Origin of the sequence: Paenibacillus sp. HWE-109, assembly GCF_022163125.1 — a bacterium.
In the GTDB taxonomy this organism is placed as follows: domain Bacteria; phylum Bacillota; class Bacilli; order Paenibacillales; family NBRC-103111; genus Paenibacillus_E.
On the sequence record NZ_CP091881.1, the window covers coordinates 8,562,996 to 8,581,642 of the forward strand.

10 protein-coding genes and 1 pseudogene are annotated in these 18,647 nt (G+C 47.5%); 9 read left to right on the forward strand and 2 right to left on the reverse strand.

The features are described from left to right. Positions 1-13: 13 nt before the first annotated feature. From LOZ80_RS36950 to LOZ80_RS36980, 7 genes are all read left to right on the forward strand, one after another. Positions 14-3,220 (forward strand): glycosyl hydrolase family 95 catalytic domain-containing protein, encoded by a 3,207-nt coding sequence (locus tag LOZ80_RS36950; RefSeq protein ID WP_238169148.1) that lies wholly within the window; start codon positions 14-16, stop codon positions 3,218-3,220. Between the two features lie 254 nt (positions 3,221-3,474). Continuing rightward, the gene (locus LOZ80_RS36955; RefSeq protein WP_238169149.1) at positions 3,475-4,740 is read left to right on the forward strand and encodes an MFS transporter; all 1,266 of its coding nucleotides are present in this window, start codon (positions 3,475-3,477) and stop codon (positions 4,738-4,740) included. 240 nt (positions 4,741-4,980) lie between these two features. Further along, positions 4,981-6,771 carry a sensor histidine kinase gene (locus tag LOZ80_RS36960; protein WP_238169150.1) on the forward strand — a complete coding sequence of 597 codons (1,791 nt, stop codon included), beginning with the start codon at positions 4,981-4,983 and terminating at the stop codon, positions 6,769-6,771. After that, positions 6,749-8,209, forward strand: a complete 1,461-nt coding sequence (locus LOZ80_RS36965; RefSeq protein WP_238169151.1) for a response regulator — start codon at positions 6,749-6,751, stop codon at positions 8,207-8,209. The genes LOZ80_RS36960 and LOZ80_RS36965 overlap by 23 nt, the downstream gene beginning before the upstream one ends. 220 nt (positions 8,210-8,429) lie before the next feature. After that, on the forward strand, positions 8,430-9,755 hold the full coding sequence (locus LOZ80_RS36970; RefSeq protein WP_238169152.1) for an ABC transporter substrate-binding protein: 1,326 nt from the start codon (positions 8,430-8,432) through the stop codon (positions 9,753-9,755). A 65-nt stretch (positions 9,756-9,820) separates the two neighbouring features. Next, the gene (locus LOZ80_RS36975; RefSeq protein ID WP_238169153.1) at positions 9,821-10,702 is read left to right on the forward strand and encodes a carbohydrate ABC transporter permease; all 882 of its coding nucleotides are present in this window, start codon (positions 9,821-9,823) and stop codon (positions 10,700-10,702) included. Between the two features lie 142 nt (positions 10,703-10,844). Beyond that, positions 10,845-11,642: a carbohydrate ABC transporter permease gene (locus LOZ80_RS36980; protein ID WP_238173218.1), complete on the forward strand. Its 798-nt coding sequence runs from the start codon at positions 10,845-10,847 to the stop codon at positions 11,640-11,642. Positions 11,643-11,885: 243 nt separating this feature from the next. Here the strand turns inward: LOZ80_RS36980 and LOZ80_RS36985 are convergent. Together LOZ80_RS36985 and LOZ80_RS36995 are read right to left on the reverse strand one after the other, a co-directional pair. Further along, a pseudogene (locus LOZ80_RS36985) lies at positions 11,886-13,063 on the reverse strand (IS3 family transposase). A 286-nt stretch (positions 13,064-13,349) separates the two neighbouring features. Then, the gene (locus LOZ80_RS36995) at positions 13,350-14,834 is read right to left on the reverse strand and encodes an IS1182 family transposase (RefSeq protein WP_238166762.1); all 1,485 of its coding nucleotides are present in this window, start codon (positions 14,832-14,834) and stop codon (positions 13,350-13,352) included. A 716-nt stretch (positions 14,835-15,550) separates the two neighbouring features. Here LOZ80_RS36995 and LOZ80_RS37000 point away from each other — a divergent pair. Continuing rightward, entirely contained in the window at positions 15,551-16,849 is a 1,299-nt protein-coding gene (locus tag LOZ80_RS37000) for a response regulator transcription factor (protein WP_238169154.1), read from the forward strand. Beyond that, positions 16,846-18,576: a sensor histidine kinase gene (locus tag LOZ80_RS37005; RefSeq protein WP_238169155.1), complete on the forward strand. Its 1,731-nt coding sequence runs from the start codon at positions 16,846-16,848 to the stop codon at positions 18,574-18,576. Before LOZ80_RS37000 ends, LOZ80_RS37005 begins: the two co-directional genes overlap by 4 nt. The last annotated feature ends 71 nt before the right edge of the window (positions 18,577-18,647 follow it).

Here is an 18,647-nt window from a genome sequence, read left to right on the forward strand (position 1 = left end):
AGGAGAAGATGTTATGAAAAAAGTAAAAACAAGTTTAATAAGCTTGATTGTTAGTTCTCTTCTTGTAGCAAGCTTTATTTCAGTCGGAGCATCCAATCAAGCTCAAGCAAATGCAGGGAGTACAGCATTGCCTGTTCAGAAAACAGGCAATTGGGATGATTTGAAAATCAATTGGACAACGCCGGCCAGCGGGACGGATTTTACCGGAGCACCAGTCGGAAATGGTTTCTTCGGCGCAAAAGTATCAGGTGGTGTTGCGACTGAAATTCTTCAACTTAACGACAAAACGTTTCATTCCGGCGAACCGTTCAATAACTATGATCCAAATCGCAAGACGGCTCTAAATAATGCAAGAAGCCTGCTTGCTCAAGCGGATACGGCAACAACAGTAACGTATCGCGAGGAGAAATTAAAACAAGCTGAGACGGCAGCCAAGGGGATGTGGGGATATGCGTTTATGGCTAACTTTCTGCCCATCGGCAATATTGTCTTGGATGTCCCGAATACGACGGGATATACGAATTACAATCGAGAACTTCATTTGGATAAAGCTGTTGTGACTACCACGTATAAAGTGGGTAACACGACTTATAAGCGCGAAGTATTTGCGAGTTACCCGGATCGCGTTATGGTTGTCCGAATGACCAATGACGGCGGCCAGCCGATGAGTATGACGGCCAAGATGACGCTGCCGAATGAGATGAACGGACACGGAACCATCTCTTCATCGGGCAACGAGATCCAAATGACAGGAACAGCCCCATACGCTTACGCTCAGTACCCAACCACGCTGTGGGCAGACGGGAGAGGCATGACGTTCGATGCTCGTCTTCGCGCCAGAACGACGGGAGGAACCATAACAGCAACCGGAGGCAATTTGAACATTTCAGGCGCTTCGGTCATTGAACTTCTGTATGCCGATGCGACAAGCTACAAGGATCCGTTTACGAATCCGAATCCGAGCCAAGGCGGCAATAATCCTACTCCAATCGTAACGGGGATTATGAACGCGGCGTTTGCCAAAACCTATGACCAGCTCCTGAGTGCCCACCAGACTGATTATCGGAGCTTGTTCCGCAGGTTATGGACGGAAGTGAACGGAAACATAGGCGATGCCAGAGCCAATGTGCTCTCCTATCAATATGCGCGTTACGTTTCCATTTGCACTTCCAGAGCGAATACATTTGACCGACCGCATAATCAGCAGGGAATGTGGAATTACATGTGGAGTCCTCGCTCGAATGGAGCGCATTACTTTAATGAAAATGTAGAGAAGATGTATGCATTGATTGAGACAGGGAATCTTGCTGAGAACGGCGATCCGCTGTGGAAGTATATTAAAAATTTAGCTATCAACGGAGCAAAAACCGCACAATCCGATTTCGGCTTTGACGGGTGGGTGGTGCCGCATGCATCCGATGTTTGGGCAAAAACAGCGCTTGGCGCAAATGATAATGAGTGGGCGATCTACCCAACGGGCGGCATGTGGCTCATGTTTAATGTTTACGATCATTATCGGTTCACACAGGACAAAACCTTTCTTCGTGACACAGCATTTCCTCTCATGAAAGGTTCAGCGGAATTTGCTTTGGATTTACTTGTTGCTAATAAGGAGGGTTATCTCGTGACATCGCCCTCTACTTCGCCAGAAACGAAGTATGTTTTGTCAGATGGCACAAAAATTGCTGTGAGCCAAGGTTCGACGATTGATATGACAGTCATACGAGAACTGTTTGAAAATGTCCTTGAAGCGGGGAGCATATTGGAAACAGATTCTCCTGCGGATGTTGATTTGCTGAATCGTATTCGAACGGCTTTGCCGAAGCTGCTTCCTTATCAAATTGGAACTGGCGGTCAAATTAAAGAGTGGAATAATGATTACGCGAACGTAGATCCAAGTCATCGCCATGCTTCCCAGCTCATCGGTGTCGGTTTCCTGGATCAGATCACGAAGAGAGGCACGCCTGATTTATTTCAAGCAGCTAAAGTATCCCTAAACATGCGCGGTTCAGGCGGATATCACCCGGATAGCGGGTACATGTGGGCACGACTAAATGATGGGAATAAAGCTGCCGCCCTTGCAACCATTTATCCGACGAATCCTTCGGTAAATGAATGGCAAATAAAAAGCGCGTATTATCCAGAACTCTTTGTACAAAGTCATACCGGGGAAATTGAACTTCTCCCTTCGCTGCCTACGGCCTGGACGAGTGGAGAAATAACGGGTGTGAAAGCGCGAGGCGGGTACGAACTCAGCATCAAATGGGCAAATGGGCAGCTCGTATCCGCTCAAATCGATTCTCCCAGCGGCACGGTTCCTGTGATCCGGTACGGCAATCAACTTCTGAATCCATTTACGGATTCGCGGATTACATTCGTGCGCGGAAATAGTCAATCTGCATTTAACCAAATCGAAGCAGAGAACTATGACAGCCAATCAGGCGTCCAGCTTGAGAGCGCCTCGGACAAAGGCACGGGGTATGATCTCACATCGATTGACAATAATGACTATACCGTCTACAACAATGTTGATTTTGGAAGTGGCGCAGCTTCATTCTCCGCCAGAGTTGCGAGCAACGGACCCGGAGGGACCATTGAGGTCCGTTTAGGGAGTGGGGCAGGCACACTTGCAGGCACTTGTAAGGTTCCGTCTACTGGAGGATGGCAAGTTTGGCAAACGGTTAGTTGTGGAGTAACGGGTGCTGCGGGCGTGCAAAATGTATTCCTCGTTTACAAGGGAGTTAGCGGCCCGCTCTTTCATCTGAACTGGTTCCAATTTAGCCAGTCTGCTATGGTAGGAGGCGTGTACAAACTCATTAATGCGGGGAGCGGGAACCTTGCATTGGACGTGAAAGGAAATGCAACGGCGAATGGTACGGCCGTTATTGTGTCACCAGATAACGGTGCTGCAAGCGAGCAATGGAATATTAGCGACAATGGTGATGGAACGTTCAGGCTGCTTGGCGTCCCAAGCGGCAAAGCGCTGAATGTTTCCGCAGCCACAACGACGGACAACTCGAAGACGATAATATGGCCCTATGCAGGTTCACCGAACGAAAGGTGGAAATTCACCGCTAATGCGGATGGCACCTATACGATTATAGGTGTCCAAAGCGGCAAACCATTAGATACGATTCTAAGCGGCACGGAATATACGGCGGTTATTAAGACGGCGAACGGTGCGGCAAGTCAGAAGTGGAGACTGATCAAATTGCAATGATCGTATTGGTTTCGGTTAGAGGTGCCCTTGGGGCACCTTTTTGTATAAATTATATGTTTCGGGGTTTGATAAGAAGCGTACGAGATTGCGAATATAGAATGACGGATTGCTTATATAGGGAGAATTTGCTGATGGTTTTATAGAAATCACTTTTTTTTGATGTTTACATGGAAAAACAGATGGATTATGTTGGGGTAAGGAGGTAAATATAACGGCTTAAACAAAATACAGGGGGAGATGTTATAAGAGAAACCATGAGTATAGCTACATCTGAAGATCGACTTAAAAAGAATCAGCGTCCCGTCACGATTATTGCAGTCGTTACCGCGCTCTGTCTGCTCGGAGATTCTATGTTGTATATCGTACTTCCTATTTACTGGAGGGAAGTCGGCCTCAGTGCCTTATGGGAGGTCGGGGTACTCCTTTCCATCAATCGTTTTATCAGGCTGCCAATGACTCCGCTGATCGGATTGCTTTATAAAAGAATGTCTTTGCGCACAGGTCTTATTCTAGCCATACTCCTGGCGGCCGCGACAACAATCGGCTATAGCCTATTCAAGGGTTTCATTATTTGGCTCGTTCTTCGTTGCTTATGGGGGATCGCTTGGTCCTTCCTGCGCATGGGCGGCTATTTAACCGTTATCCGCTACTCGGACGATTCAAATCGTGGTCATCTCATGGGACTGTATAACGGAATATCCCGTTTGGGAAGCCTGATCGGCATGCTTGTTGGCGGCGTCCTCGCTCCGCTTGTCGGGATGCAAATCGTTTCCATTGCTTTCGGGGTGTTTATGCTGTTAGGGCTTCCTTATGTCGCTGCCTACATCTCCGGCGGTAAAGCGAACGAGCCAGATGTTTCTCTTCTGCGGAAGGAACGTCTAGACAGTCGGGAGTCAATCTGGAGTAAGCCTGTGATTAAAATTGTTGCAACCGGACTATTCGTTTATCTCCTCCAGACTGTTCTGAGCGTCACGTTAAGTCTGCAGATCGAAACCAACTATCCGCAGCCGATGACACTGTTAGGGATCGTCGTGACGAGCACGATGCTATCGGGCGTGCTGCAGGCAGCTCGCTGGGGGTGGGAACCGTTTCTTGCCACCTGGATAGGCCTGCGATCTGACGGCTCCAAAGGGCGTTTGCCTCTTTTCTGTCTCACGCTGATCTGCTCAGCGGTCGGGTATGCCCTGGTACCGTGGCAGCTTCCGATCTATTTGTGGTGTGCGGTTATTTTACTCATTTTGGCGGCAAGTACAGCCGTTTCTACTTTAATGGACGCTTTGGCATCGGACGTCGCCCATCTATCATCTGTCGTTGCGGTTATGACCGCTTACTCGGTTGCGACGGATATGGGCTCCGCACTGGGCCCGATGCTGGTTTACTTAGCTATCGGCTTGCCTAATGGTATAACGTATATTTATATAGGCAGTGCAATTATTTTCCTGCTGGTCGCATTAGGGCACAGGCCAAACGCCAAACAGGAAATGACCGCTTTACCGAGTGAACGTGAACTTATGAAATAGGAAAAAAACTATGAGGCAGCGTAAGTTGATGTTCAAGCATAATCTGACTATCGTTCTATGCAATAGAGGAATTTGTTCCTTGTTTGCTTGGAGGGAAGCTCATAGAATGAGAGAGCGAGCATTGAACCGAAGGTGACAGGGGAACTTCCTCGTTTCCTTCGGTTTGTTCTCATTCAAGACCCCTTGTGATAGACTGAAAAATATTCAACTACGCATTCAGCGGAAGCGAGGGATCGTCACGTGCCGTTTCTATCCTGGTTTACGTCTTTAACGTTAAAATCTCGCCTATTTCTTGCCTTCATCGCGCTCATTCTCCTGCCGTTTTCCACTTTGGAAATATATAACTTCCAGAAAGTGAAGCTGAACCTGCAGCAGAAGACAAGCGAGCAAAGCTTGGTTCAGATGAGCAAAATGAATGAATCACTCGAAAGCCTGCTGGCTACAACGTTCAAGACGATCACGATGTTCGAGCAGGATTCTTCCGTGCTTGCTGTGCTGAAGAAGCCGCAAGGCGTCGACCAGCTCTTCAATCAGCGGAAAATCGAAGAGCGATTTCGATCGGTAACGAACAGTCTGTTCATCTCAAGTCCGCCCGTTTTCTATACGATTGCGGATCTTCATAACAATATCTACACGTCCTTTCAGCCAGCGATTCGCTTGAATTACGATACTGTGCAGGCGAAGCCTTGGTTTCAGAGCGCCTTGACGGCGTCGGCCCCTTACCGGTGGCAGCTGGAAAGCAACGACGTGCTGCCCGACATTAGCAAAAGTCTGCAGCTGCTAGGCATTTCGGCGCCTCTCCGGGATACAGACGGTGCCATGAGCGCCATCATTCACATCGCCGTGGATTACCAAACCTGGTTCAGATCTGCCACTAACGGAAGTCCAGCGTCCGACCAGTACTATCTCATTGATCGAAACGGGAGCGTTATCGTCCAGTCTGGCACGGATAAGGCGGCTCTGCTATTGGAAAAGCCCATTATCGACCGCTTGCTTGCAGCGGATGCGAAGAACGGTTTTTTCGTACAAGGCAGTACGTTTATCAATTATACTACGGTGCCTTCGTTCCAAGGCTATCTGCTCAAAACGGTGCCCTCCCATATTCTCTTCGCGGAGCTTCGTTCTATTCAGAATGCCTATATGGGGACCCTCATTTTCTTTACGATGGCTTTTATCGTTATCACCTTTATCATCGCTTCAGCAGTCACCCGACCTCTGCGGCTCATCCAGTTCAAAATGCTCGATGTCGTTCGTAAGGAGCTGAAGGTCCGGCTGCCGGAGAACAAATATGGGGGAGATATTCTTCCCATTGTGCAGGCTTTCAACCAAATGATTGCCGATATGAATGGGCTCATTCAACGGCTGAAGGTCGAGGAACGGCAGAAGGAAGCCAGCCGGTTCCAGATGCTGCTGTCGCAGATGAATCCGCATTTCTTGCTGAATACACTGAATACGATTCGCTGGCTGGCTTTGGATCGGGGGGACCCGGCCATTCCCAAAATTTGTGTATCCTTGGGCAGACTGACCGAAGCCGGATTGAAGCTCGATGTGGATCTCATTCATCTGGAGCAGGAATTGGAGCTGGTGAGGGGCTATGTGTATATTCAACAGTTCCGTTACGATCAGCAGTTCCAGATTGAATACGAATATGCGGATGATTTTAAATACGCGCTTGTTCCTAAACTCAGCCTGCAGCCGATCGTAGAGAATGCTATTTATCACGGTATTTCCCAGATTCAGGAGCAGGGACAAATTACCATTCGCATTTACTGCGAGGACCTGCATCTCATCATGGAAGTGGAGGATAATGGCATCGGTATGCTGCAGAGCGCCAGCTTTTCTAAGGACCAGCATCAAGGGATTGCCTTGCAAAACCTGAAAGAGCGGTTAGCGCTTCTGTTCAAAAAAGAAGCCAGTTTAGACTATGTACCCGTCTCCCAGGGTTGCAAGGTACGTATTCAGCTTCCCTTATTGCTTTCTACCCCTTACGGAAAAGGAGATGAACCCGATGTGGAGCGTGCTGCTCGTTGAAGATGAAGTGTTCGTCAGGCGAAGATTAAAGGAAACGATGCCTTGGGCGAAAATGGGGTTCATCATCGTCGGGGAAGCTGGCAATGGACTCGAGGCCATGGAGAAAATCAGGGAGTACCAGCCTGACGTTGTCATCAGTGATATATTAATGCCTTTATTGGATGGCGTTGAATTGTTGAAACAAGCGCGAAAGGAAGGTTATGACTGCCGTTTCGTCATGCTGACTGTCATGAGTGACTTCCAATACGTGCAGCAGGCTTTGGAGTTCGGTGCGACCAGTTATATGCTTAAACTGTACATGGATCATGAAACTTTGGCAGAGACAATGGACAAAGTGGACAAAGAGCTTTATCAGCGCAAACAAGCCGCAGATCGGGAGGCTGAAGCTGTCTACCGCAAACTTTGGGCAGAGCTGACAGGAGGCGGTGGGGCGAGCAGGGATGCAGGAAGTGTGCCTGATATTCCGGGCGCTCGTGGCCGCATGCTGCGAATTGCAGCGGTGCTGCATGGAGATGCTGCATTCTCGGTCGACGAGTTTCTGGCGCTCGGACTCCTGGATGGGGATACGGCATGCTCTCGGTACTGGCATTCGCTGACAGCGGAAGGGATTAGCACCTTTTTCTGCTGGGCGCCACCTTCCTGCTCTTTCACTTTGTTTGAAGAGCGGAGCGTTCCTCATTGTGTCGTCTATGCCAATTGGACCAATCTCGAAGGGCTAAGGGAAACTTGGGGGCAGGTGCTGGCTACCCTCGACAAGATGTGGTATCATCCGGTCCGCGGTGCGACTCTCTGTATTTCGGAGAATTCCTCAGTGATGGAAACTGCGGATACATGGGGGCTGGAGCACGAAATCTGGCATAACCTGGAGCAGTTGAGATGGGATGCCGTGGTTGGAGCGGTTCATGAGCTGTGGGAGAAGTTCGAAGCGCAGGCAGTGCCGCAGCATCAAGTGAAGGAAGCGGCTGCTCGGATCGAGCTGCTTTGCGCCCGTATCTCGCAGCTCTTCACTGTAGATAAGGAGGCGCTGCTCGCAGCGGATCACCGGGCGTTGCGAGCCGTGCTGCTTGCCCGTCTGGAGATGCATTACGTGCGCTTGAATGCCTCCCGTATTGCGGTGTCCGACCATCCGGATATCAACAAGATCATCGCCTATCTGCATGAGCATTATGCTCAGGAGATTACGTTGGCCAGCCTTGCGAATCTCGTCCGTATGGATGACAAATACCTCAGCGGGCTGTTCAAGAAGAAGATGGGCCTCAACATCATTCAATACTTGCACCAGATTCGTATTGAGCATGCCCGAAGACTGCTGCGTGAGACCGATCTCACCATTAGCCATATAGGCGAAATCGTTGGCTTCGCCAATGATAATTATTTTATTAAGATCTTCAAACGCTTTGCGGGGATGACACCTGCCGTGTTCAGGCACAGAACATGATGCAGTGGTTACGGCAGCCTCTCTAGTCGTTTGAGCTGCAGCCAATCCGTGTTAGCGCGGGTTGGCTTTTTTGTCAATGTGCGATCCTTAGAGGCAAGGTTTCTCTCGCGAATGTGACTTTTGTTCTATAGATTCATGGATTCTGTTTCTTATCCACTTCACATTGCGAATGATATAGTAGGTACAGCAACAAGCAATCCATTGCGGGAGGTCAGCGAAAATGACAAAGAGAAAGATGACAATGGCACTAGGTGCACTCGCTCTTACGTTAGGTCTTACAGCATGCGGCGCATCCTCGGACGGCAACGTTCCCAGCAGCACCGCTTCAAGTTCAGGAACGCAGGCTCCTTCGGCTAAGAGCGTTAAGCTGAAAATGTGGGGGGGCGTTCCGCCAGAGTCGGGTCCCCAAGCCGTGGTTGATGCCTGGAATTCCAAGAATCCGGACATTCAATTGGAATACGAGCGCTATGTCAATGACGATGCCGGCAATCTCAAGTTGGATACGGCACTGCTCACTGGGCAAGGCGTCGACTTATTCGTCAACTACTCGGGCACGTCGCTGAAGAAGAGAGTCGATGCTGGCGTAGCGCTTGACTTGAGCAGCTACACGGATTACAACATCGAGCAAAAGATGGGCGCCAATTCCAAGGACTGGCAAGTTAACGGAAAATATTACGGAATTCCGACGGTGAAGAGCAACTTCTACATTTGGTTTAACAAGGATATGCTCGATCAGGCCAATCTCAAACTTCCGACTTCCTGGACATGGAAAGACATGCAGGATTACGCGGCTAAATTGAAAACAGATAAGCGGTTCGGTCTTTTTCAACATTTGGAAGTCTATCCCGATTCGTTGGACTCCGTGCTGACACATGACGGCTATACCAAGAAAGACGGTAGCTCGAATCTGGACAATCCGCTGGTTGGTACGTGGCTGGATACACTGAACGCGATGATGAAAGATAAATCCACCCCGATGTTGGGCGAACAACTAACGACCAAAATGCCGGTGGAAACGATGTTCCTCAAAGGGGAAGGCGCTATGCTGAACGCTGGCTCCTGGATTTTCCGCAGCTCGAATAACTTGAAGGAAAATCCGCGCACGTTCAAAATTGCTTTCGCCCCTGTCCCAAGACTGGACAGCAACGGGCAGAACAGTATGAAAAGAGGCGGCCTCGGCGACTTCGTGTCGATCAATGCCAAAACAGCGAATAAAGAAGCAGCATGGAAGTTCCTGAAGTGGTATGCGGACGGCGGATTGATGCCACTGGCTTCCGGCGGGCGCATTCCGTCTTCCAAGGATGCGGATGCCGATCAAGCGCTCAAGCTGCTGCTGGGCGAAAACGAGAGCACTTACGACATTCCGTCTCTGAAATACGTTCTGTTCGAGGACAAGACACCGACCTATTCGCGCAATCTGCCGCAGCAGGTAATGGATCTACGCAGAGAGGAATATGAGAAATATTTCTTGGGCAAGCAGGATACCGCGACGACTTTGGCCGCCATGGTCAAACGGCACAGCGAATTTCTAAAAACAAACAAATAATAAACAGGGCAGGGGGATTGGCTTAGGTCGGTTTCCCTGCTCCTTATGTGACGGGAGGTCATTGCATGAAGACCAACTGGATGGCCAGAAACAGCCTCACTGGCTATTTATTTATTGCTCCCAACATGCTGGGGGTTCTCCTATTTTTTATCCTGCCGGCGATCTTTTCTTTCGGCCTTGTATTCACTAATTACCAGTTCGCGAATCCTTCCTTTCATTTCGTGGGACTCGATAATTTCAAAAGACTGCTGCATGATGATCTCTTCTATGTATCGCTTAAGAATACGGGCTTATATCTACTGTCTGTTCCGGTCTCGATTTTCTTGGCCTTTCTGGTTGCTTTGGTGCTGAATAAGCACGTTTTTGCCAAAGGGCTGATCCGCGCCATGTACTTTCTGCCTTACATTACGAGCGGGGTAGCAGTCGCTTTCGTCTGGATGTTGTTGTTTCAACCGTCTGAGGGCCCGATCAACCAGATGCTACGGGCCATAGGAATTTCTCATCCGCCAGGCTGGCTGTCCACGACAGAGACGTCTATGGTGGCCATCGACATCATATGGATATGGTTCATGCTCGGCTATAACATGATTATTTATTTGGCAGCGCTGCAGGAAATATCGCCAGAACTGTTGGAAGCTGCGACAGTTGACGGTGCAAGCGGGTTGGTGAAGATTAAATCGATCATATTTCCCATCGTAAGCCCGACGACCTTCCTTCTCTTGATTACGGGTTTGATTATGACCATCAAGTCATTCGGGCTGATTCAGGCTATTACGCAGGGCGGACCGGGTAACAGCACGACAATTCTTTCTCTTTTTATCTATAAAAATGCGTTCGGTTATTATGAAATGGGCTACGCTTCAACCATCTCCTGGGTATTGTTCTTAATTATCGCAGCAATAACGTTTATCCAGTGGTTTGGTCAGAAGAAGTGGGTTCATTATTAGACAAGCGGCAATGAAGCTGGTTACCCGGCGATTAATGGAATAGGAGGCGACCTCTATGGCTGCTGTTCAAACGGACCTAACGGTAGGAGCGAAAGCTCGGACGAAGCGCCGATTTCCGCTCCAGACCTTGGTCAAAGCACTAATGACGATCGTCATGTTTACCTTTGGACTTGCCATGATTGTCCCGTTCATTTGGATGATCAGCACTTCCTTCAAATCTCCAGCTGAGGTCTTTCAATACCCGGTCCGCTGGATCCCCGCACACTTCAATATGGAGCATCATATCCGGGTATGGACGGGGAAAATGAGCTTCGCCACCTACTATCTCAACTCCTTGAAAGTGGCTGTAACCTGCACCATTGGCGCAACCTTGCTCTCATCGCTGGCCGCCTACAGCTTCGCTCGGATCACGTTCAAAGGCAGGGATACATTGTTTCTCATTTATCTATCCATGATGATGATTCCTCCTCAGGTGCTGTTTGTGCCGAAATTCATTATGTTCGAATGGGCGGGGATTTATAACACTTTGTGGGCGCTCATTTTGCCTGGCATGATTACAATTTTCGGCGTTTTCTTATTGAGACAGTTTTTCATCCGAATCCCTGCGGAAATTTCCGAATCTGCTTTTATGGATGGTGCCGGGCATTATAAAATCTTTTTTCGGCTCATGCTCCCGCTAGCAAAGCCTGCTATGGCTACCTTGGCGATTATCGACTTCTCTTGGCAGTGGAACGATTACGAGAATGCGCTTGTCTTCTTAACAGATCGCAAATTATATACGATTCCTCTGGGATTGCAAAACTATATTATGGAGTTTAACGTGGATTATAACGGCATGATGGCTGCTGCAAGTGCCGCGATCCTGCCAATGATCATCGTGTTCGTGCTTGGTCAGCGCTTCATTATTCAAGGCATTTCAAATACGGCGGTAAAAGGGTAGTTCCACCTGGAAAAGCAAAGAAGGGCTGTCTCACAAGGTTACAACCTTGCGAGCAGCCCTTTCTCTTTCTGCTATCCAACCAGCATCACCAGACCCCGCTGCACCAAGAAATAAGAGCATCCAGAAGCTCTTATCCGCGCCAAAAGCAGCTCGATTCAAGCAATAAGAGTCCCTGGGGGCTCTTATCGCCAACCAAAACCACCCAAATGTATCTGAGTCAATAGAGTGGACACAAAAAAAGAGCTAAGAAGTTAGTTTTATTTGCTTGTAGTACTGGGATTCAAACTTGTCTGGAGACAAATAGCCAAGCTTGCTGTGCGTACGCTTCCTGTTGTAGAAAAACTCAATGTACCAGTAGATTCGTTGGTGTGCTTCTTGGCGGCTTTGAAATTTATATCTGTACACCAATTCCCGCTTGAGAATGCTGTGAAAAGCCTCTATACAAGCGTTGTCGTAGCAATTACCTTTACGGCTCATACTACGAATCATATGGTATTCTTTCAGTTGTTTACGGTACTCATTAGATGCATACTGCGATCCCCGGTCTGAATGATGGATAAGGCCTTTAGGCGGCCTTTTGGCTTCGTATGCTTGATTTAAGGCGTCTAGCGTCAGTTCCACGGTCATGCGATTGCCCAGCTGCCAGCCAACGATTTTGCGGGTAAACAAGTCAAGAACGCTTGCTAAATAAAGGTTTCCTTGACGTGTATGGATGTACGTGATGTCGGTAACCCATACTTGATTCGGTCTTGTACACACATCAAAATGCTGATTTAACCAATTTGGCGCAATCGGGTGGCTGTGATTGGAATCCGTTGTTTGTACCTTGAATTTCCCTATAGCTTGTGAGCGTAAGCCCTTCTTTTTCATGATGCGTCCAACCGTTTTGACAGCGACTTTGAAACCTTTTTTTCTCAGTTCCTTTGTGATTTTCGGACTCCCGTAATTCCGATCCGATTCCAAGTACTCCTTTTCCACCTCTTTAGCCAACGCTTCGCGGTGCTTTTTCCGCTCACTTGGGGGTGTGGTTCGCCATTTATAATAGCCGCTCTTGGATACACCTAGTACGCTGCACATCTTCTCAACTCGAAATGTTGAACGGTGGTCATCAATGAACTTGAATCTCACTTCGGGTCTTTGCTGAAGATGTGCAGCGCCTTTTTTAAGATAGCTAGTTCTTCCTCTAGGTCTTTGTTGCGTTGTTCCAAGTCTTTCATGATCTGATCATGGCTACGTAGATTGCCACTTCCTACGAAGGGCTCATCTGGAAATTGGCGATATTTACTGACCCAACTGCTCAATGTCTTCGCTGGAATGTTCAATTCGCTTGCAATATCCGGAATCGATTTACTATGTTGTTGAATGTACTTAACCGTTTCTTCTTTGAACTTTTGATTGTACCGTTGGCGGAATTCATTCATCTCGGACACCTCGTCATTTAGATAGGTCTATTATCTAATTTCCCAATTCGTTGTGTCCACTGTTAAGTCTAAATGCAAAATTCCGCTGCACGAAGAATTAAGAGCCTCCAGAAGCTCTTATCCGCGCCAAAAGCAGCTCGATTCAAGCAATAAGAGTCTCCAGGAGTCTGTCCGACGAAAAGAATTAAAAGAGCACTCCATCGTGAAACTGAACGATGAGTGCTCTTTATGTGTAGCTTTGTAGCTTTTCCCTGTTCAATCTGGTTTTTCCGTAGCCTACTCCCTCTCATCCAGCCACTCTTTGTTTACGGGCAGACCTCTCCCGTTTGTACAAAGTGGCTGGTTTGGGATACTTCGCCGCATGCAATTTGCGGATGTTGTGGCTTAGAGAGAGCAGTATGAACTCCCCAGATACTTTATCCTCGCCCCGCAAATGGAATTGACGAAATCCTTGAACCTCCTTCAACTGCCCCCATATCGGTTCAACGATCGCCTTACGCATTCGGTAAACGGCTGTTCCCTCATCACTTTGCACTTTCGTTCGCATTTCCTCTCGCAGGGGATCATGCTCGCTACGTGTGATGGAACGCTTCCCTGTTTTACTTTTTACACACTCGTCTCGAAAAGGACATTCGCTACAGACGCTGCATTCATAAACCCAAGTCGTTGGCTTATCTGCATCATTCGCATGCACGGTTCGTTTCCGTGTAAGCTCTTTGCCAGCAGGGCAGAGATAATAATCTAGCTCAGGTACATAAGTGAAGTTGGTCTTGTCGTAGGCATTATTCTTTTTTTTGTTTTCGCGATCGGCAGCAATGTAGGCATCCACTTCAGCCTCCAGCGCCGCTGCAATGTTGGACGCACTAAAATACCCTGCATCAGCACTCAGCTTCTGAGGCCTATCTCCTGTCATTGTTTTCATGGAATGAAGCACGTTTTCAAACTGCTGTTGATCGGTTGTTTGGTTACTCATTTGAAGTCCAACGATGAAGCCATGATCGCTGTCTACGGCAATTTGTGGATTGTAGCCTTGAATGACACCTTGGTTCCGTGTGCTCATGATGCGAGAGTCGGCATCGGTAAAATTAAATTGATCGCTCTGAGGAGATTCGGCCTGTTCCGCTGGCCGCTGTTCTTCCAAATTCTCCAGCGCAGATTTTATTTGCGCGATGCGGGCATAGCGTTCCTCCAACGATAGGGAAGGACTCGTCGGATGGGGTTCCTCCAACATTTCCTCGGTAGCAGAATACTCCAATGCTTGCCGGACTTCGTCTTCCAATTGAACGAGGCGTTTTTGCATACGCTCACGTGACATCGATTTATGTTTAGAGGCGCTTGCCTTTATTTTAGAACCGTCAATGCTCACATGCCCGAGCGAGATATAGCCCAGTTCCATAGCGATTTGTATGACTTGTTTGAATAAACCTGGAAGGGTATCCAGGTGGTTCTTCCGAAAGTCACTCAGCGTACGAAAATCTGGCAGGTATCCGCCACATAACCAGCGAAAAGGAATGCTTTCTTTCGTAGCTATTTGAAGTTTCCTAGACGTGAAGACGCCTGTCGCATACCCATAGAACCACAGTTTGAGCAGCATGGCAGGATGATAGGCTTCTTCTCCACGCTTGGAGTATTTGTTAGTAATGGCAGATAGGTCTAACTGCTCGACGATGTCGCTGACAAGTCTAACTTCATGATCATCTGTTACCCACTCGCTTAAATAGATAGGTAGAAGTTCACCTTGCTCTGTGGTATATGCTTTGAATTTAGCCATGCCTACGACACATCCTTTTGAAGTCTTATTACTACTTATTCGGAATTGTTTGACTAATTCCTGTTTCGTCGGACAGACTCCCAGAGGCTCTTATCTTTAGTTAGCGGACGCAATCCTCCGGAAATCCGATGGCGTTGCGCCCGTTTCCTTTGCAAATTCGGTCAAACGAGCGGAAGCTTCTGAAGCCGATGGTGTCGGCGATCTCGAACGTTAAGGAACGTCGTGTCATGCACGGCTTGAAACGTTTGGCATTGCTCCAGCTTTTTTGCGGAAAGCATCCTCCTGTTCCACCGTATCCTCTTAATCTGTCGGCAAAAAAACATCATGATCCCTAGGCTGAGGGAACTACAGTACGCTATTCCAGCCAAAAGTGGCATGATAGCGAGCTTGAGGGAACTACAGTGCGCTATTTTGCTGTTTGCTTAGAAATTTAGCACTTTTCGTAGAAATAAGACCCTGTAGTTCCGCTATGACCATAGCATCCCTGCTATTTGCCAAAATAACGTACTGGAGTTCCCTTACGCATTGAAGAGGCTTATCTTTTAGGCGGCGAAGCCAGTTTTCTCATTTGTCCGACAACCCGATGGACAAAATTCATTTATGAAATATAAATTACTTGTGTTCGTTCATTCACCTGCGGAGCGTGTCCTGCTATACTCATTTTAATCCAGTATTATAAGACACAGTCACGATGTAAATAAAAGGGGGCTTTCGCAGTGAGTCGAATCTTGCTTGTCGATGATGAAATTTATGCCATTGAAGGACTTAAATATAACTTGGAATGGGAATCCCTGGGGTTTACAGAGGTTTTGGAAGCGTATAATATCGACATGGCCAAAAAGATCATAACGGAGCATCCCATTGATATTATGATATGCGATATAGAGATGCCCAGTGGCAATGGACTTCAATTAATGGAATGGGTTAAACAGCATTATCCTTCTATGGTTGTCGTGTTTCTTACTTGTCATTCGGAATTTGATTATGCGAAAAAAGCGGTTCAATTGGGCGTATTTGATTATATCGTTAAGCCCGTTAACTTCTCGGAATTCGAAGAGATTATCGTGAAAGCATTGGAAATCCGCAAAAAGGAGCTGGGGTTCGTTGAGATCAAAGAGACGTACGAAAGGTTCTACCCGCTGTGGGAGGCCAAAAAGCCGCTGCTAATTGAACGAATATGGCAAGATTATCTGGATGAGCGGATATCCAATGATCCAGTTAAGATGGAAGGCGAGCTGCAAGAAGTCGGACTGACCATTTCTGACAACTTTACGATTCTGCCCATCCTGATCAGTGTGGAGAAGTGGCAGCGAGAATTCAGTTCCAGAGATGAGGAAGTCCTTGAGTATGCCATTCGAAACGCGGCTGCGGAACTGGTCGTCGGACAGGATAACGGACTTGCCTTGCAGGATCATTCCGGTATCAATGTGATCTTCATCTACTCGGACGGAAGCGAGCCGCTTCCCCTGGAAGACTGGCGTCTGAGATGCGAAGCCTTTATTCGGGCCTGCAACGAACATTTTTATTGCCATGTATCCTGTTACATCGGGAATTGGGCGACCATCCAGGACTTATCCCGTGTATATCAAGATTTGATTGCTATGGAAAGCAACAATATCAGCCTGTCCAATCAGGCCTTTATGTACCAGCGGCAATTCGGCCGCAAAGGTGAAAAAACGATGATTGAAATGGTGAAGACATATATCAAAGAGAACTTGACCGCGGAAATAACCCGCGAAGATATAGCGGGGTCTGTTCATTTAAACCCGGCGTATTTGTCGCGCTTTTTTAAGAAAGAGACAGGTGAGACACTCACCGATTTCATAACGTTCGAACGGATGAAGATGGCCAGGGATCTCTTAACGGGAACGGATGCTACCATCAGTCAAATTGCAGTCTCTCTGGGCTATACGCATTTTTCTCATTTTTCGAAAATGTTTAAACGCACCTATCAGATGACGCCGCATGAATTGCGTAAATGGAAGAATGAAGATACCGGGGTGCGAGGCAGATGAATGACAAGAGCAGGAAATCGCTAATCTTCAAATTTGTAAGCGTATTTATCCTAGTATCCCTTCCTTTGTTTTTATTGTTGTTTTTCAGCAACAGCTATGCGATGAACTTGGTTCGCGATCAAGTTGCCCAAACGAATTCGAGCCTGTTAAGCGGGCAAATGAGCCATATTGACAGTAAGTTATCGGAAATCAATACCTACATGTTCAGGCTGGCCTTCCAAGATCCGGCGGTCATTTCCTTGGAACGGCAGCCTCGCGGAAGCGATGAATACTTAATGACGCGAATCGCTGCGGCCAATACGATGGAGAAGGATATTAACTACTACAGCGAATTGGGTGCTTTATTCATTTATTCGGCCAAAACGCAAGATCTTGTGATGACAAGAGCGAACGGGTCGCAAATTCCGCAAAACAAAAGTACAGAGGATTTCATATATGAATGGATGCGCAGCGAGGGGCAATTCGTGGAACATGGGGATGGATGGAGGACCGTGAAGGTTGCGGGCATTCCTTGTTTAATTCATGTTGTCAAATCAGGGGCGAGTCTCTACGTAGGAAGTATCATTCCCATTCAAAGCTTGGCTGCTCCTTCCAATAAGGTTCCTTTGGTCGCTGATGAGCAAATTATTTTCTTCTCTGATCAGGCAGAGCCGTTAACGGCAACGACGATTTCCCCGGAATTTTTGCGCCCACTTACTGGCAAGATTCTCCAAACAGATAAATCCTTCCACACGGTGGAAATCCCGGATAAGTATTTATTGGTTACGAATCGCTCGCAGGTCTCTAATCTGATCATGACTGTTCTCCTGCCAGAGAAAAATGTCTATAAACAGCTCTCTTTGCTGCAAAAATTAATCTACTTCCTGCCTTTTGTCATTGGCTGCTTGCTCATCATCAATGTAGTTTTATTAAAAAAAATCGTCGTGAACCCAATCATTCGTGTTATTCGCGCAATGAGACGAATGCAGGATGGGGACTTGCAGTACAGGATGCCGCCTAGTCATTCCAAGGAGCTGGCCTTGCTTTCGGAGACCTTTAATACCATGTCCGCTGAAATTTCATCTTTGAAAATCAACGTCTATGAAGAGCATATTAAAACACAGCAAGCCGAAATTAAACACCTGCAATTGCAAATCAATCCTCATTTTTTACTGAATTCTTTAAATATAGCTTATAACCTAATTGCCACTAAGAAATCCGAATTAGCGCAGAAAATGATGGTGCATCTGATGCATTATTTCCGCTCCATGATCCGAAGCCCGCAGAAAATGGTCACGATTCGGGAAGAAATGAAGCACATCGACCACTATTTGCAAATTCATAAGATGCGTTTTCCGCTGCATTTTGATTACGCTATTGAAATCGATGAGCATGTCGGCGAGTGGCTTATTCCTTCTTTGATTTTCCAGCCCTTTGTCGAAAATGCCATTATCCATGGCATGGTGATGCAGGAGGAGGGCTTTCGTTTGAAAATTAGCTGTTATGAAGAGCAAGCAGATCATAGCCGTGGCTTTTGGATACAGATTGCGGATAACGGCAATGGATTTTCGGAGCAAGCGTTGCGCAAGTTCATGACAAGGGGTCAGGCATCTGAGGAGGCCGGGAATTTGGGCATTCACAATGTGAAACAAAGACTGCAAGCCTATTATGCCAATGAGGCCCGTCTCATGATTGGAAATGGGCTGGAAAAAGGGGCGGTCGTTCGTCTTTTTATACCCAAGAAGTAACTTAAGTGATAGGTTCGGTATCTTGAGCGCTATCTGATGCAAGCCGCTCCCTCTACAATGAAGAAGAGAAA

Coding starts and splice junctions, on each gene's coding strand:
- LOZ80_RS36950 (WP_238169148.1), top strand. CDS start 14: ATGAAAAAAGTAAAAACAAGTTTAATAAGCTTGATTGTTAGTTCTCTT.
- LOZ80_RS36955 (WP_238169149.1), top strand. CDS start 3,475: ATGAGTATAGCTACATCTGAAGATCGACTTAAAAAGAATCAGCGTCCC.
- LOZ80_RS36965 (WP_238169151.1), top strand. CDS start 6,749: ATGTGGAGCGTGCTGCTCGTTGAAGATGAAGTGTTCGTCAGGCGAAGA.
- LOZ80_RS36970 (WP_238169152.1), top strand. CDS start 8,430: ATGACAAAGAGAAAGATGACAATGGCACTAGGTGCACTCGCTCTTACG.
- LOZ80_RS36975 (WP_238169153.1), top strand. CDS start 9,821: ATGAAGACCAACTGGATGGCCAGAAACAGCCTCACTGGCTATTTATTT.
- LOZ80_RS36980 (WP_238173218.1), top strand. CDS start 10,845: ATGACGATCGTCATGTTTACCTTTGGACTTGCCATGATTGTCCCGTTC.
- LOZ80_RS36995 (WP_238166762.1), bottom strand. CDS start 14,834: ATGGCTAAATTCAAAGCATATACCACAGAGCAAGGTGAACTTCTACCT.
- LOZ80_RS37005 (WP_238169155.1), top strand. CDS start 16,846: ATGAATGACAAGAGCAGGAAATCGCTAATCTTCAAATTTGTAAGCGTA.